Source organism: Sphingobacterium prati (genome assembly GCF_013167215.1).
Classification (GTDB): domain Bacteria; phylum Bacteroidota; class Bacteroidia; order Sphingobacteriales; family Sphingobacteriaceae; genus Sphingobacterium; species Sphingobacterium prati.
In genome coordinates, this window is the sequence record NZ_JABJWY010000016.1 from 24,235 (window position 1) to 39,721 (window position 15,487).

The 15,487-nt window shown below is 39.4% G+C and carries 15 protein-coding genes and 1 tRNA gene; 14 read left to right on the forward strand and 2 right to left on the reverse strand.

Going from position 1 to position 15,487, the window contains the following annotated elements:
- Nucleotides 1-74 precede the first annotated feature (74 nt).
- A tRNA-Ile gene (locus HPC41_RS03855) sits at nt 75-148 on the reverse strand.
- An 89-nt stretch (nt 149-237) separates the two neighbouring features.
- Here HPC41_RS03855 and HPC41_RS03860 point away from each other — a divergent pair.
- From HPC41_RS03860 to HPC41_RS03895, 8 genes are all read left to right on the forward strand, one after another.
- The gene (locus HPC41_RS03860) at nt 238-870 is read left to right on the forward strand and encodes an HAD family hydrolase (protein ID WP_246250371.1); all 633 of its coding nucleotides are present in this window, start codon (nt 238-240) and stop codon (nt 868-870) included.
- A gap of 89 nt (nt 871-959) precedes the next feature.
- Complete coding sequence (rpsU, locus tag HPC41_RS03865) at nt 960-1,154, forward strand: 30S ribosomal protein S21 (RefSeq protein ID WP_046672133.1); 195 nt, start codon at nt 960-962, stop codon at nt 1,152-1,154.
- 103 nt (nt 1,155-1,257) lie between these two features.
- Complete coding sequence (locus HPC41_RS03870; protein WP_172392665.1) at nt 1,258-2,139, forward strand: tyrosine-type recombinase/integrase; 882 nt, start codon at nt 1,258-1,260, stop codon at nt 2,137-2,139.
- Between the two features lie 14 nt (nt 2,140-2,153).
- On the forward strand, nt 2,154-2,513 hold the full coding sequence (gene hpf, locus HPC41_RS03875) for a ribosome hibernation-promoting factor, HPF/YfiA family (protein WP_172392666.1): 360 nt from the start codon (nt 2,154-2,156) through the stop codon (nt 2,511-2,513).
- 293 nt (nt 2,514-2,806) lie between these two features.
- Nucleotides 2,807-3,181: a DUF6686 family protein gene (locus HPC41_RS03880; RefSeq protein WP_172392667.1), complete on the forward strand. Its 375-nt coding sequence runs from the start codon at nt 2,807-2,809 to the stop codon at nt 3,179-3,181.
- Nucleotides 3,182-3,565: 384 nt separating this feature from the next.
- The gene (locus HPC41_RS03885) at nt 3,566-4,093 is read left to right on the forward strand and encodes a ferritin (protein WP_172392668.1); all 528 of its coding nucleotides are present in this window, start codon (nt 3,566-3,568) and stop codon (nt 4,091-4,093) included.
- A gap of 134 nt (nt 4,094-4,227) precedes the next feature.
- A complete protein-coding gene (locus HPC41_RS03890; protein ID WP_172392669.1) occupies nt 4,228-6,981 on the forward strand; it encodes a TonB-dependent receptor in 2,754 nt (917 codons plus the stop codon).
- A 132-nt stretch (nt 6,982-7,113) separates the two neighbouring features.
- Nucleotides 7,114-8,082, forward strand: a complete 969-nt coding sequence (locus HPC41_RS03895; RefSeq protein ID WP_172392670.1) for an NAD(P)H-quinone oxidoreductase — start codon at nt 7,114-7,116, stop codon at nt 8,080-8,082.
- Here HPC41_RS03895 and HPC41_RS03900 read toward each other — a convergent pair.
- Complete coding sequence (locus HPC41_RS03900) at nt 8,071-8,934, reverse strand: AraC family transcriptional regulator (RefSeq protein ID WP_172392671.1); 864 nt, start codon at nt 8,932-8,934, stop codon at nt 8,071-8,073. The two genes, HPC41_RS03895 and HPC41_RS03900, sit on opposite strands and share 12 nt — an antisense overlap.
- A gap of 143 nt (nt 8,935-9,077) precedes the next feature.
- On the opposite strand from HPC41_RS03900, the gene fucP reads away from it, so the two are divergent.
- From fucP to HPC41_RS03930, 6 genes are all read left to right on the forward strand, one after another.
- Nucleotides 9,078-10,343 (forward strand): L-fucose:H+ symporter permease, encoded by a 1,266-nt coding sequence (gene fucP, locus HPC41_RS03905; RefSeq protein ID WP_172392672.1) that lies wholly within the window; start codon nt 9,078-9,080, stop codon nt 10,341-10,343.
- A 9-nt stretch (nt 10,344-10,352) separates the two neighbouring features.
- A complete protein-coding gene (locus tag HPC41_RS03910) occupies nt 10,353-10,685 on the forward strand; it encodes an L-rhamnose mutarotase (RefSeq protein ID WP_172392673.1) in 333 nt (110 codons plus the stop codon).
- Nucleotides 10,686-10,688: 3 nt separating this feature from the next.
- A complete protein-coding gene (locus HPC41_RS03915; RefSeq protein ID WP_172392674.1) occupies nt 10,689-12,347 on the forward strand; it encodes a UxaA family hydrolase in 1,659 nt (552 codons plus the stop codon).
- Between the two features lie 142 nt (nt 12,348-12,489).
- Nucleotides 12,490-13,803: an alpha-L-fucosidase gene (locus HPC41_RS03920; protein ID WP_172392675.1), complete on the forward strand. Its 1,314-nt coding sequence runs from the start codon at nt 12,490-12,492 to the stop codon at nt 13,801-13,803.
- Nucleotides 13,804-13,805: 2 nt separating this feature from the next.
- Entirely contained in the window at nt 13,806-14,570 is a 765-nt protein-coding gene (locus tag HPC41_RS03925; RefSeq protein ID WP_172392676.1) for an SDR family NAD(P)-dependent oxidoreductase, read from the forward strand.
- A 46-nt stretch (nt 14,571-14,616) separates the two neighbouring features.
- Nucleotides 14,617-15,474 (forward strand): fumarylacetoacetate hydrolase family protein, encoded by an 858-nt coding sequence (locus HPC41_RS03930; protein WP_172392677.1) that lies wholly within the window; start codon nt 14,617-14,619, stop codon nt 15,472-15,474.
- The last annotated feature ends 13 nt before the right edge of the window (nt 15,475-15,487 follow it).

Sequence of the window (15,487 nt, forward strand, 5' to 3'; positions counted from 1 at the left end):
GTAATAGCAATTCTTAACTGCTTATTGAATAAAAAAGTCGCTTTCCTGTATAGGAAAGCGACTTTTTTGTTTTGTGCTCCCACCTGGGCTCGAACCAGGGACCAAAAGATTATGAGTCTTCTACTCTAACCGACTGAGCTATAGGAGCAGGTCATTTGTTTCGTCAATTTCGGCATTAGTTATGCCCTTTTGACGATGCAATTATCGATATTTGTATCGGTATTTCAAAATAATTCGATGGAAAAAATTAAAAATATTGTTCTTGATTATGGGAATGTAATCTTCATGATCGACTTTGTAAAGTTGAAAGTTGCTTTTACTCAGTTAGGTATAGAAAATGTAGACGAAGTTTTTGGGCATCATGGACAAAGTGCACTGTTTGACGATTTTGACAAGGGAAAAATTGATGCAGCACAATTTAGGGATGGGATTCGGGAAATTACTAAGAATCCAGAATTGGCCGATACGCAAATTGATGCTGCCTGGAATAGTTTGTTGATTGGGGTCCCGGAAGGACATCATGAGTTATTATTGCAATTGAAAGATAAGTACCGTACATTTTTGTTGAGCAATAACAATGCTATCCATTACGCTTATTGTATGAATGCTATCCATGAAAAATATGCTGTTGCTGATAATGAAGGATTTTTTGAAAAAACCTATTATTCGCATTTAGTTGGTATGCGCAAGCCGGACACCGAAATTTTTGAACTCGTTATGAACGAGCAGCGGTTGAATCCAGCAGAGACATTGTTTATTGACGATAGCCCACAACATTTGGCTACGGCAAAACAATTGGGCTGGAATATTGCATTGTGTACCAAGGAGAAACCCCTGAAAGTCATATTGGAAGAATTTGGATTAGTATAAAATTTATTTTTCTTTTCTTATTCAATGGAATATCGTACCTTTGTCCCACTTTAAATTTTAAAAGCGACGAAAGGAGGTATATACAACGCATGATTATCGTAAATGTAAAAGAAGGAGAATCTTTAGATAGAGCATTGAAACGTTTCAAGAAGAAATTCGAGAAAACTGGAGTTTTAAGAGAGTTGCGTTCACGTCAAGCTTATGAAAAGAGATCTGTGACTCGTCGCATTCAAGTGAAAAAAGCGATTTACAAACAATCTTTGAATCAAGATGTGGCTAACTAATTGATTCGCTGAGAATTTAAAAATATAAAGGGAAAAGCATTGCTTTTCCCTTTTTTTTGTGCTTTTAAGTTTGTAATTTAAGGATAGTATAGCGAGGGAAATTATGTTGGAAAAGGAGTTCATCAGGTATTTACAGATTGAAAAAAGGTATTCGGAACATACCGTGGTTGCCTACCGTCATGAATTGGAAATGTTTCAGTCATTTTTAAATGTAGAGGGACTTGTATTATCGGACATTGGCTATCGGGATTTACGTCATTACTTCGCTCAAATGATGGAAGCCGGTAAAAACGCCAGTTCTGTCAATCGGAGTATGTCATCTCTACGAACCTATTTTAAGTTTCTTCAACGTGAAGAACATTTGGATAAAAATCCGATGACTCTTATTAAGGCACTAAAAACAGCAAAGAAACTGCCCATAGTTGTGGAGAAAGATAAATTGGTTCGTTTGTTGGATCACTTGGAGCAAGAGCATAATGATTTTGAGTCATGCCGGAATTATATCGTGATGGAATTACTTTTTGGAACAGGAATCCGTCTGGCGGAACTGTTGAAAATTAAAGAACAGGATATAGATTTTTTTAATAAAAATATTCTTATATTGGGTAAAAGGAGCAAAGAACGACTTGTTCCAATAAATAGTCTCTTAGTAAAAGAATTGAAAAACTATTTGCAACAAAAAGCATCGCAATTTGTTGATACTAATAACAGCTTACTGATCGTTACAAAAGAAGGAAAACCAGCGTACGCCAAGCTCATTTATGATGTTGTACATCGGTATTTAACACTAATTTCCACACAAGGTAAGCGAAGTCCTCATGTTTTGAGGCACACGTTCGCAACGTCCCTATTGGATAATGGGGCTGATTTAAATGCAATTAAAGAACTGTTGGGGCATGCAGGACTAGCGGCAACGCAGGTTTATACACATAACTCAGCAGAACGATTGAAGTCTATTTATAAACAAGCTCATCCAAAAGCTTAAAAAAAGGAGGAAAAATGAACATTACTGTGCAATCCATTCGATTTAATGCGGATCAAAAGTTAATCGAATTCATTAAAAAGAAAACAGGAAAATTAGAGCAGTTTTTGGATTCAATTATCGGTGGTGAATGCTACCTGCGATTGGAAAATGTCGATGACGAGGCAAATAAGATTTCAGAAATAAAACTGAATATTCCAGGTAGCCAACTTTTCGCAAAAGGGCAGGCGAAGAGTTTTGAAGAGGCAACGGATATTGCCGTAGAATCCTTACGTAGACAGATTAACAAACATAAAACAAAAACAAAGAATACAGTTATTAGTAATCGCAAAGAAGTACTTTCTGTAACGGAAGAAGAAGAGGAAGAATACGATTAAAATATTATTCATTTTTATTTAGAAAAGGAGGTCGACATAAATTCGACCTCCTTTTTTTTGAAACTGTCGTACCTTGCTTATTCTTACAACAGCAAGGCCAGTGCGACTGGGAGAACGATAGCGATACAGCACGATCTGTCGCATTTTCTATGAAGAGGTAGCGAGGGTGGCCGAGATAGTAAATATATGATAAGATGGTTTATTTATATTAAATCAAAATAATCAGCTATTTTACTTGGATTGATTATAAATAATATTTATTTTTGATCAGTTTAAAAAAGAAGGTTATAAAAATGTCAAAATTGGTTTGTCCATTAGCGCAGGTCGAAGAAGTGTTTTCCACTACAGCTGGTACGGTTTATCAGTGTAGTCGTAAAAATTGCTTTTGGTTGGAGTATAATAATGAAACAACATCATTTTCAGTATCAGACTTTTTGAAATTTAAGAAGCGTATGGATGCCATTGACGTTGAACGCATGTTGAATGATACAACACGTGCATACGATTTTGAAATTATTATGCCTTTTCGTACGGAAAGATGTTTTATTCTTGCTGTAGAGGATGTACTTCAGCTTCGCGAACTGCTTGATGGAGCTAAATTTATGATGGAGTTGAATTCAGTCATCAGAACCTGTCTACGAGTATCTCCAATTGCTGTTTTGGCATAAAAGGAGTATATTATATCACAATATAACAACAAAAGCGGTGTATCTAAAAACAAGATACACCGCTTTTATTGTTATGCTTAACACTTATTTAAATTAAAATTAAATAAGTGTCTTTTTTATCGGTTTAATAGGTGTAGAAAATCGGTGATTATCAAAGATTATAGGATTCCATTATTTAAATTTATAGGGTATTGAAAGTATCAATGGAAGGTATTTGTAATTGTATTGATTCTAAACAAGTTGTGTTTTATTTGTCTAATTTAGACTGAATTTGTATTGCATATTGTTTATACAGATTTTCTAAATCCGATGTATCTTTGTAATGTAATCGGGTGATGAGGTAAATCGCCTGACATTGTTTTAGAAATTAAACTTAAGGTAAATATGAAAGATTTATTGAAATTAAAATCTTCTTTGAAGGAAGAAATCGAAAATATACTGAATGCACAAATCAAAGTTGAAGCGCACTCTTCAGCATTATATCTGGCAATGTCTTCTTGGTGTGATGACCAAGGTCTGGAAAATGCTTCCGAGTTTTTTGCAAAACAATCTAATGAAGAACGCGAGCACATGTTGAAACTTTTCAACTACATTAACAACCGTGGTGGACGTGCTATTTCACCAGAAATCACTGGTATTCCACAAGATTTTGAATCATTCCGTGGTGTATTTGAGCAAACGTTGGAACAAGAAATGTTTGTAACAGAGCAATTTAACAATATTGCTGATAAATGTGCAAAAGCAAAGGATTATGTGACTTTCAACTTTGTACAATGGTTCTTGGAAGAGCAAGTAGAGGAGGAATTTGTTGCAAGACGTATACTAGAATTATTTGATGTCATTGGTGAAGATGGTACTGGCCGTTGGGAAATCGACAAACATCTTGTTAAAGTCAGCTTCGGCGGTGAGTAAAAAATTATAAAAAATTAGTTGAAAGAACGAGTTGTTTTCCTGACAACTCGTTTTTTTTTATACAAAATCACAACTTTTTACGTTAATAGCTTAAGAATTCTTATATTGAATTGTATTATTGCAAAGTCTGTTTGATGAAACTAAGGGGCGGGAATATAATCCGGTTTATACTTTTGTTATCCATTATAAGCTTGTTTTTTCTGCCTAAAAATACTTTTGGTCAGGCGACAAAAAAAGAGGTTTATGGAATTGTTGTAGATACTGCAGGCAATCCTCTGAAAGGCGTCAGTGTGCATTTGACGAGCTCTCGGGACACACTGTTTTCATCAACTTCGGCTACAGGATATTTCCATTTTGTGCGCGTTTTGGGTAACGATATTCGAATAAGCTGCAGTCAACTAGGGTTGAGTATTCTCGAACGGAGTTATCCACTGTATAATAGCAGCACTGCTAAATTAGATGTGGGAAAATTGACAATGTTTCCACATGTTTCCTTATTAAAGGAAATTGTTATCCAAAAATATAAGCCCATCGTCTATAAGCAAGACACTGTTCAGTTTAATTTAGATGCCTTTCAATTTGATCGGCGGGCACTTTTGGAGGAGGCACTCAAAGCCTTGCCAAACGTACAGGTGTCCAGAGATGGCTCTGTCTATGCATTTGGAAAAGCTGTGTCATCAGTAAAAGTTGATGGTAAGAAGTTCTTTGGCGGAGATGTACTGACTGCTACACGAAACCTTCCTGCGGATTTTGTAAAAAGTGTACAGGTCATTGATTTTTATGGAGATGAAGCAACGGCCAAAGGAGTAAAAAGTACCGAATCTGAAAAAATATTGAATATTGTCCTTAAAGAAGATAAGAAAAAAATCACCTTTGGACAGGCAACATTGGGAGGAGGTTCTGCCGAGCGTTACCTAGGTAGCGTGGGTGTAAATAGATTTGACAATGGAAAGGAATATTCTATCGTATCTTCCATGAATAATACAAACACCAATCTCTTTTCATTTGGTTCTCCAAATGGGGGGGAGCGTGAGCGGGAAATGGGGGAGTTGGCGGATTTCGCTGATCCAACTGATGGTGTTAATAAGATAAGTTCTATTGGAGCCAGTTTTTCCAGCCCACTTTCCAAAACAGTGAATGCAAGTGGAAAATATTCCTTTACCCAACGAAACAACTATACTAAAGGAAACTCCTTTTTGCAATCGATCTATGGATCTGGAAAAGGGATTAATAATTCGATCAGTAATTACGAAGATTACAAAATAAAGTCAGTTGACAGGACACATAAAATGGATTGGGATTTTGATATGAAACTATCAAAAAGAGACCAATTGAAGATATCACCAAAATTTTCTTGGAGCAATGCTTCGAGCCAAACCCTGAAAGATAGGCAGATCAGAAATAATAAACTGAGCAGCACGGGTAACTATGGTGCAGTTAACAACAGTGAGAGCCCGAGTGCAGCCCTCGATCTTTTCTATGTACGTAGTTTTGAAAAACCCGGTCGGAAAATATTGTATACTTTTCATGCTGACTTTAACGCATTGGATAAAGATGACGAGGTGAGGGATGCTAACATTGCCGTGGATAGTAGTGTCACCCCGCCAGCTACAACGAAAACTTCCCTACATCAAAAGATTGAATCGGATAATGAGAATAAAAATATCCAAAGCCGTTTGTCTCTTGTTGAACCGGTGGATCTGGGGGGCGTACTGGAAATCAATTATGACTTCGATTATACGAAGATAGGAGCCAAGCGTCGGACTACAGATATACTTCAAGATATACTTATAGATTCGCTCAGCCTAAAATACGATTATTCGTTTGCAAGCAATAAGATCGGTATGATCTACCGTCAGGATATAGGAAAAAATGTTAAAGTAAATTTTGGATTTGCTGTGCAGCCTTCGGAACTGGCTGGAAGTTCCACCGATAAATCCATACGGACTTCTTATTCCAATGTGAATCTCGTTCCTTCTGCTGGATTGAAATGGAAATTTACAAAAGAGGAGGACCTATCGATAGATTATTATGGGCGTAACAATCAACCTAGTTTCTATCAGATCCAGCCGGTAGTAGACAATACAAATACACAAAATATTATCGTCGGAAACAAGGATCTGAAATCTGAATTTGCACATAGCATTGTTTCAAAATACCGTAAGTCGATGACACGTAAGGGGCAGTATCTTGAGGCTAGTCTTGCATATAATTTGGTTAATGACAAGATTGTGGCAAACCGTACAATAGCCCCTAATTCGACCGTACAGAAAACAAGCTATATCAATACCGAAGGCTATTATGACATCAAGAGTTACTACCTATTTACAGCGTCGCTTTTTTCGGATAACTTACAGCTGAGTTTAAACGGGAATGCTGATTACTACAACAATATCTCGTATGTCAACGATAAGAAAAGCTTTGGGGGCCATTTTTTATTCACACAGGCTATTCAATTTCGATATGCCTGGAATGATATCTTTGAAGCAGAATTAAATGGGAATTATTCATTGAATAGAGCAACTTTTGACTGGCCGGTTCAAGATAATATCACGGCACATTCGGGCATTGTGGGGCTGGGTTCAAAAGCCTATTTGGGGAAACATTTTACCATGGGATTGGAGGTGTCCCAAAAGTTTAATGCGGGGTATTCGAGTTCTTGGAGTAATATCAATCCGACAATCATTAATGCCTATCTGGAATATACGTTTGGACGAAATAATCTTGGTATGCTACGGTTTCAAGGCTTTGATTTAACGAATCAGAATACGGGAATTTCACGTGCTGTTGTGGGAAACGATATATTGGATGTTCAAAATAATCGTTTGGCTCGTTATTTTATGCTTTCACTCAATATACGGCTACAGAAATATCCAAAGAAATCATGATGAGCTGTCCCTGTCGACATATCATCTGTACGAGCTGGGTGATAGAAATTAAATAGATCATCTCCCTTCGAAAGAGGAGAAAAAATAGGAATATCGCTATACACTTATTAAAGCGTAAAAAAATATTTACAGATGAAAGCAGTTGTTATATCCGAGCCAGGGGCTCCTGAAGTATTGCAGGTCGAAGAGCTTGACCAGCCCCAGGTTGGGGACCTAGATGTGTTAATCGCGGTTAGGGCCGCAGGAGTGAATAGACCTGATGTCTTCCAGCGAAAAGGAAATTACCCAGCTCCCGCTGGTGTCGATCCGCGTATTCCGGGACTAGAAGTGGCGGGTGTCATCGTGGAAAAAGGACGTTTGGTCGATAATTGGAACATTGGTGATTCAGTATGCGCATTGGTTGCTGGAGGTGGATATGCTAGCTACGTTTCCGTCTATCAAGGCCATTGTCTTCCTATTCCGCCCAATTTAACTTTTGAAGAAGCTGCCGCACTCCCAGAAACGGTCTTCACGGTCTGGGACAATGTTTTTCGCCGGGGAAAACTGCGGTCCGGAGAGCATTTTCTGGTACATGGTGGAGCGGGCGGGATTGGCAGTACTGCTATTCAATTGGGGGCCTTGTTCGGAGCAGAGGTTTATACAACCATCAGTTCGACAGAAAAAGGTCTTTTTTGCCAGTCCTTGGGTGCTTCAAAAACGATAGACTATACAAAAGAGGACTTCCAACAAGTATTGGCTGACCGGGGAGTTGATGTGATTTTGGATAGCATAGGCGGTGATTATTTCGAAAAAAATATTAATCTGTTGAATCCAGATGGCCGGCTGGTTTACATTAATGCCATGCAAGGCGCTAAAGCAGAATTAAACTTGCTTAAATTGATGCAAAAACGGATTGTATTAACCGGAAGTACCCTAAGAGCGAGAGATCATCAATTTAAAGAAACGTTACGGAATGAGATTTGGACAGAAGTCTGGCCCAAAATTATTTCTGGCGATTTTAAGCCAAGGTTATTCCAAGTGTTTCCTTTTTATGAAGTAGCAATAGCACATCAAGCCATGGAAGATTCGGCTTTGTTGGGGAAAATTGTACTAACTTTTTGATTTTTGATAACTTAGAGGGGTAGTACCCGTAATATTCTTGAAATATTTATGAAAGCTCGAGAAATTTTGGAATCCAGATTCGAAGCAGATCTGCTTGATCGTCTGTTTATTTTCCAATAATAGATTACAAGCGGTTTTTACACGCATTTCGATAAGAAATTGAAAGAGTGTTTTTCCGATTTGTGATTTAAAATAACGGCAAAATGAATTAGGTGTCATTCCTGTCAATGAAGCGAGCTCCTGCAAACGGATTTGATCCCGATAATTTTCACCGATATAATGCATAGCAATGCGCATACGGTCAGCGTCCTGATCTTGTGACTGAATTGTAAAGCTTGCACTCGTTAAGAGGTCATGTCGATCATCAGCTGCAATGCACATCAGGATTTGTAAGAGATGAATAATTCGCGAAGTACCCGAACAATTGAGTACCGTATCGATATGTACGCTGGCCTCAGCTCTACATGATTGAGAAAGCGCAATTCCCCGTTTTGAAATCCGCATCAGATCTTTGATATTTTTGTTTTCAGGAAGGTTGATAAATTCGTTGCCCCAAAAGTTTTCTTTAAAATGCAGCACCCGTATATCTGCGGCTTGTGGGTTATTTTTCTGCAGGTAGATTTCGTCAAACAACCAATAATGTGGAAGATTCGAGCCTACCAATGTAATATCTCCAGATTCAAAACGTCGTACACTGTCGCCAATAAATTGTGTACCAGACCCTGCTGCAAAATAAATTAATTCAAGCTCTTCGTGATAATGCCAGATATTGTGGTATTGAGGGGTATTGTCCCTTCTTGCGTTAAATGAATGGGTAAGGTCGTTGTTCAAATGCAGTAATTGTGCTTTCATGACTATGAAATATATGCATTAAAGTTACATATTTTAGTTTATGTATGGTAATATAGCTTAATAAATTGATAATATACTTGAATATTGTCTAGCTTTTTTAGGCTTATTTTACATAAAATAACTACTTATAACCATTTGATAATATGACTAACAAAAAGAGTTACACATTTGCCTTGATTTTGGTGACCTCCTTGTTCTTCTTTTGGGGATTTATCCATAATCTTGATCCGATCTTGATTCCACATTTGAGGAATGCGTTCAGTTTATCGCATTTCCAGGCCTCTTTGGTTGATTCAGCGGTATTTATCGCTTATTTTGTGATGGCGATTCCGGCAGGAATTATTATGAAACGTTATGGTTATAAGGCCGGCATTCTGATCGGATTGCTATTTTTTGCTTTGGGCTGCTTTTTGTTTGTCCCCGCTGCGAATACGATCAGTTATGTTTTCTTTTTGGGGGCTTTGTTTGTTGTCGCCTGCGGTTTAACCATCTTAGAAACGGCAGCAAATCCCTATGTAGCGATATTGGGTGATCCATCCACATCTGCACAGCGGCTTAATTTTGCACAGTCATTCAATGGACTTGCAGCCTTTTTGGCACCTATATTCGGCGGGAAATTTATTTTGTCACACGAACCCAAATCGCAGGAAGAACTTGCGCAAATGGCGGAACAAGCAAAACTAGCCTACATTCAGTCCGAGACAGCATCTGTAAAATTGCCCTATCTCGTTTTGGGCATATTGATTTTATTGATTGCGGCTTTGTTTTTCTTTACCAAATTACCTGATATCAAAGATGATGAGGAAGAAGGAAAGGCGGGCTTTTTTCATGCTTTGAGACATAAAAATGTAAGATGGGCGGTAGTTGCACAGTTTTTTTATGTGGGCGCGCAAGTCTGTATTCTAAGCTTTTTGGTACTATACGCAACTGAAGTAGCTGGGATATCAGGTAAAGATGGAGCAGACTATGCTGGTTTTGCGGGACTGGCATTTATGTTGGGCCGATTTATCGGGACTTTCTTTATGCGTTTTGTGTCTGCATCCAAGCTGTTGATCAGCTACTCCTTTGTGACGATCGCATTGTCACTGTTCGTTATTTTTGGGACCGGCGTACAAACACTATATGCCTTGATTGGAATCGCATTTTTTATGTCTATTATGTTTCCGACCATATTTGCTTTTGGTGTACAAGGTATAGGAGCGGATACCAAATCTGCTTCCAGTCTGATTGTTATGTCTATTGTAGGCGGTGCATTATTACCCCCACTTTTGGGCTTAATATCTGATAAAACAGGCCATTTTCAGTACGGCTATTTTGTCCCTTTAGTCTGTTTTATTGTGGTATTGATTTTCGCCTATCAAAATAGAAACGTAAATATCGACGAAACTGAAAATCTTAAATCACATTAATAGTTAGCAATGAAAAAGTATGTCATGGCCTTGGATCTTGTCAACGATCCACAATTGATCAAAGAATATGAAGATTACCACCGTGCGGTGTGGCCAGAAATCAAACGTTCGATCCTGGATGCTGGGGTAACGCAAATGGAGATCTATCGTTTTGAGAATAGACTGTTTATGAATATGGAAGTGAGTGAGGATTTTTCATTTGAAAAGAAAGCCGCAATGGATGCAGCCAATGAAAAGGTGCAGGAATGGGAGCAACTGATGTGGAAATATCAGGCTGCGATCCCGGGAGCCAAACCGGGAGAGAAATGGGTAATGATGAATAAAATATTTGAATTAGTTTAAATTATGGCCATACAACGCTATTTACAGATCCATCCGATGGATAATGTCCTGGTTGCCTTACAAGATCTGGCCGAAGGGACAACAATTGCTTTTGAAGGTAGAGCGTTTACCTTAAAGCAAGCCGTTGCGGCGAAACATAAGTTTACAATTCAGCCGATGAAGCAAGATGCCGAAATATTGATGTATGGTGTCTTAGTGGGTAAGTTGAATGGTGATTTAAGTGAAGGTGAATTGATTACGACGGAAAATCTACGCCATGCATCCGAAGACTTTAGAATGGGGGATCGCAAGACTGTATGGACCAAACCGGATGTAACGGCATTTAAAAATAAAACATTCAACGGATTTCATCGCTCAAATGGTACAGTGGGGACTGCAAATTATTGGTTGGTCATTCCTTTGGTATTTTGCGAAAATCGAAATGTATTGACGTTGAAAGCCGCTTTCGAAGAAAAGCTAGGCTATAAGGTGAAAGCCAACGATTATATCGCTGAAGTAGAAGATTTGATTGGGTTATATAAATCTGGTGCCGATGTAAATCAAATTCTTGGTCAGGATTTATCGGGCAATTCGTCTTCCAATGAGCAGGAGCGTCTGTTTAAAAACGTCGATGGGATCAAGTTTTTAAATCATGAAATGGGATGTGGTGGTACTCGTATGGATTCCGATGCCTTATGTGGTCTATTGGCTGGGTATATAACTCATCCAAACGTAGCGGGAGCCACTGTATTGAGCTTGGGCTGTCAACACGCGCAGGCGTCGATTCTAAGAGCTGAGATAGCAAAAAGAAATCCTGACTTTGACCGTCCCTTGTACATTTTTGAACAACAAAAGGAAGGGACCGAAAAAGAATTGATGCAAAAGGCGATAAAAGCGACTTTTGCTGGTATGATGCAAGCTGATAAAAATGAACGCAAACCGGCTACTTTGGATAAACTGTGTATTGGTTTGGAATGTGGCGGTTCAGATGGCTTCTCAGGTATCTCGGCCAATCCGGCATTAGGTTTTGTTTCGGATATCCTGGTCAGTTTGGGTGGTTCGGTTATTTTAGCTGAATTTCCTGAATTATGTGGGGTAGAGCAAGAACTTAGTGACCGTTGTGTGGACGAGCCTACTGCAGAGAAATTTATGAGCCTAATGCGAACTTACAATGCGAAAGCAGAAGCGGACGGTTCAGGCTTTTACATGAATCCATCACCGGGCAATATCCGTGACGGTCTGATAACAGATGCGATAAAATCTGCTGGAGCTGCCAAAAAAGGGGGTACCTCGCCTGTGACGGCCGTAGTTGACTATCCTGAATTAGCTAATGGGCCAGGGTTAAACTTGTTGTGTACACCCGGTAACGACGTGGAAAGCACCACTGCAGAGGTCGCAGCTGGCGCTAATATCGTTCTCTTTACAACGGGGCTAGGCACGCCGACAGGAAATCCGATTACACCCGTGGTAAAATTATCGACCAATACCAAAACTTTTGAAAAAATGCCTGATATCATAGATCTCAATTGTGGGACTATCATTGAAGGAACGGAGACTATAGAGCAAGCAGCGCATCGTATCCTTGATTATGTGATTCAAGTTGCGTCGGGTGAGGTCAGGCCTAAAGCGGTATTGTTGGGGCAGGATGATTTTATTCCTTGGCGGAGAGGTGTTTCGTTGTAAATAAGCAAACTAACGAACATCGTCAAATAGCCGGACTAAAAATAGCACAAATAGCGATGGATATCCGTGTATCATCTTAGTAAAGACAAACATGCTTGCGCGTTCATGAATGGCACTGGAAACGAATAAATAATAGTCACATATGAAACTAAAACATGTCATCTGCAGTCTGGTCTTGTTCATAGGTTTAGTCGCCTATGGTTATGGCCAACAACATTATCAACCAAGCCCTGAAAATTTAAAAAATAGGGAGTGGTTTGAACAATCTCGATTCGGGGTCTTTATCCATTGGGGAGTATATAGTGTGTTAGGGGATGGTGAATGGGTCATGAACAACCAGAATATCAGTTTGGAGGAATATGCATTGTTGCCTAAATTTTTTAATCCCATTGCTTTTAATGCAAACGAATGGGCAAAGCTATTTAAACAGGCTGGAGCAAAATACATCACCTTCACAACCAGGCATCACGATGGTTTCGCTATGTGGGATAGCCAAACTTCGGAATACAATATTGTAAAGAAATCGCCATTCAAACGTGATATTGTAAAAGAGTTGGTGACAGCCTGTCGTGCAGAAGGAATAAAAGTCATGTTTTATTATTCGCTATTGGATTGGAATCGGAACGACTACCTGCCTGCAGGTAAAACAGGCCGCGGCATTGCCGGACGTGATTCTACAAAAGGTGATTGGAATCATTATGTGCAATTTATGAAAAATCAGTTGACCGAGTTGCTTACGAGTTATGGCCAAATTGATGGAATTTGGTTTGATGGTCATTGGGACAAACCCAAAGAAGACTGGCATTTTAAAGAGATCTACGAATTGATCCACAAGTTACAACCACACTGTTTGGTTGGTAACAATCACCATTTAGCACCATTTGAAGGGGAGGATTTTCAAATGTTTGAGCGTGATCTGCCCGGAGAGAACACTACTGGGTTTGGAACAAGCGCGCATGATGTTGGCAAATTGCCAAAGGAGGTTTGTGGTACTATCGCTGGATCTTGGGGTTTTGAACTGAAAGATCGGACGCGCAAATCGTTCAAAGAAGTATTGGCGTATTTGGTTAAGGCGGCAGGGCATGGTTCAAACCTTTTACTGAATGTAGGGCCGATGCCGAACGGCGAGATTCAGGACTATCAGCAGGATCGGCTAAAAGATCTCGGACAATGGTTGGCTATTTATGGCGAGACAATTTATGGTACCCAAGCAGGCGGAATACCGCCTACGGATGACTATGCGTTGACGCGAAAAGGAAATCAGGTATACCTGCATATTCTTAAGGCTGAAAAAAAGGAATTGTATATCGAAAAACTCCCTTATCGAGTTAAGAAAGTGAAAACATTTATCGGAAATAAGGAGGTTAAATTTAGTAGTAAAGACAATGGTTTACGACTGGATCTGCCCGCATCTACGGATGAGGCTGATCTAGTTTTGACACTAACAATAGAATAACAATGGGAAAATTAGAACAAAAAGTTGCTGTTATTACAGGCGGAGGTAGTGGAATCGGTCGTGCTATCAGTGTGCAATTTGCTCAAGAAGGAGCGAAAGTCCATATATTGGATTTAAATGAGGAAGGTGGAAATGCTGTAGTAGAAGAAATTTTGGCGCTGGGCGGGCAGGCTGTATTCAATCGTTGCAATGTAACCGATCAACAAGAGATTAGTGAAATAGCTCAAAATATCGGGAAAATTGATATTTTAGTGAATAACGCAGGCATTGCCCACGTTGGGAATTTAGAAAATTGTAAATCCGAAGATTTTGAACGTGTTTTTAATGTGAATGTAAAGGGTGCCTACAATGCGTTATATGCAATTGTGCCAATCATGAAAGCACAAGGCTCAGGTGCTATCCTGAATCTCGCTTCGATTGCTGCCTGGGTGGGGATTACGGATCGTTTTGCCTATTCGATGAGCAAAGGTGCGATCTATGCGATGTCTATGTCGGTAGCGCGTGATTACATGGCTTTTGGTATCCGTTGCAACAGTATTTCGCCAGCACGTGTACATACACCTTTTGTGGATGGCTTTATTGCGAAGAACTACCCTGGACAGGAGCAGGAAATGTTTGAAAAACTTTCTGCAAGCCAACCGATAGGCCGTATGGCACAACCGGAAGAAATTGCTAAATTGGCGCTTTTCCTCTGTAGTGACGATGCTGGTTTTATTACTGGTAACGATTATCCTATTGATGGTGGTTTTATTAAATTGAATAATTAAATGTTAGATACGAGACCTCTATCTCATATCTCAAATCTATAACAATATGAAATTAATACGTTTTGGAGCCTTCGGCAAAGAAAAAATCGGTGTTCAAATTGACGGTGTAAATTACGATGTAAGTGCATTTGGCGGTGATTACAATGAGCAATTTTTTGCGGAAGATGGGTTGGCACGGTTGGACGAATTTGTGAAGGCCAATAGCGGTAAGCTGGTTGAAGTCCCACAGGGCGAGCGTATCGGTGCACCTTTTGCGCGCCCATCTAAAATTGTCTGCATCGGATTGAATTATATGGATCATGCTAAGGAAACAAATGCACCGATTCCTGCTGAACCGATCATTTTTATGAAATCCACGACTTCTTTAGTAGGGCCATACGATAATGTGATGATTCCTAAGGACTCCGTAAAAACGGATTGGGAAGTTGAGTTCTGTATTGTCATTGGTAAAAAGGCTTCTTATGTAGAAGAGCATGAAGCTTTGGATTATGTTGCTGGTTATGTACTTCACAATGATGTGTCCGAGCGTGAGTATCAATTGGAACGCGGGGGAACCTGGGATAAAGGGAAAGGCTGTGATACTTTCGCACCGATGGGCCCATTTATGGCGACCAAAGAAGAGATCAAGGATATTAACAATGTACGCATTTGGCTTAAAGTGAACGGAAAAACCTATCAGGATGGAAATACCAAAGATCTAATTTTTTCGATCGCACATGTGGTTTCGTACGTTTCAAGATTTATGACCTTATTGCCAGGAGACGTCATTTCGACGGGAACGCCTGCGGGTGTAGGACTTGGATTCAATCCTCCTATTTACTTAAAAGCAGGTGATGTGATCGAATTGGGGGCAGAGGGGCTTGGCGAATCGCGGCAGACTGTGGTTGGTTATTCAAGAAGTTAATTTTATCCACTAT

Bases quoted from the DNA above. Each gene is read 5' to 3' on its own strand.
- HPC41_RS03860 (WP_246250371.1), top strand. From the start codon at position 238: ATGGAAAAAATTAAAAATATTGTTCTTGATTATGGGAATGTAATCTTC.
- rpsU (WP_046672133.1), top strand. From the start codon at position 960: ATGATTATCGTAAATGTAAAAGAAGGAGAATCTTTAGATAGAGCATTG.
- HPC41_RS03870 (WP_172392665.1), top strand. From the start codon at position 1,258: ATGTTGGAAAAGGAGTTCATCAGGTATTTACAGATTGAAAAAAGGTAT.
- hpf (WP_172392666.1), top strand. From the start codon at position 2,154: ATGAACATTACTGTGCAATCCATTCGATTTAATGCGGATCAAAAGTTA.
- HPC41_RS03880 (WP_172392667.1), top strand. From the start codon at position 2,807: ATGTCAAAATTGGTTTGTCCATTAGCGCAGGTCGAAGAAGTGTTTTCC.
- HPC41_RS03885 (WP_172392668.1), top strand. From the start codon at position 3,566: ATGAAAGATTTATTGAAATTAAAATCTTCTTTGAAGGAAGAAATCGAA.
- HPC41_RS03890 (WP_172392669.1), top strand. From the start codon at position 4,228: ATGAAACTAAGGGGCGGGAATATAATCCGGTTTATACTTTTGTTATCC.
- HPC41_RS03895 (WP_172392670.1), top strand. From the start codon at position 7,114: ATGAAAGCAGTTGTTATATCCGAGCCAGGGGCTCCTGAAGTATTGCAG.
- HPC41_RS03900 (WP_172392671.1), bottom strand. From the start codon at position 8,934: ATGAAAGCACAATTACTGCATTTGAACAACGACCTTACCCATTCATTT.
- fucP (WP_172392672.1), top strand. From the start codon at position 9,078: ATGACTAACAAAAAGAGTTACACATTTGCCTTGATTTTGGTGACCTCC.
- HPC41_RS03910 (WP_172392673.1), top strand. From the start codon at position 10,353: ATGAAAAAGTATGTCATGGCCTTGGATCTTGTCAACGATCCACAATTG.
- HPC41_RS03915 (WP_172392674.1), top strand. From the start codon at position 10,689: ATGGCCATACAACGCTATTTACAGATCCATCCGATGGATAATGTCCTG.
- HPC41_RS03920 (WP_172392675.1), top strand. From the start codon at position 12,490: ATGAAACTAAAACATGTCATCTGCAGTCTGGTCTTGTTCATAGGTTTA.
- HPC41_RS03925 (WP_172392676.1), top strand. From the start codon at position 13,806: ATGGGAAAATTAGAACAAAAAGTTGCTGTTATTACAGGCGGAGGTAGT.
- HPC41_RS03930 (WP_172392677.1), top strand. From the start codon at position 14,617: ATGAAATTAATACGTTTTGGAGCCTTCGGCAAAGAAAAAATCGGTGTT.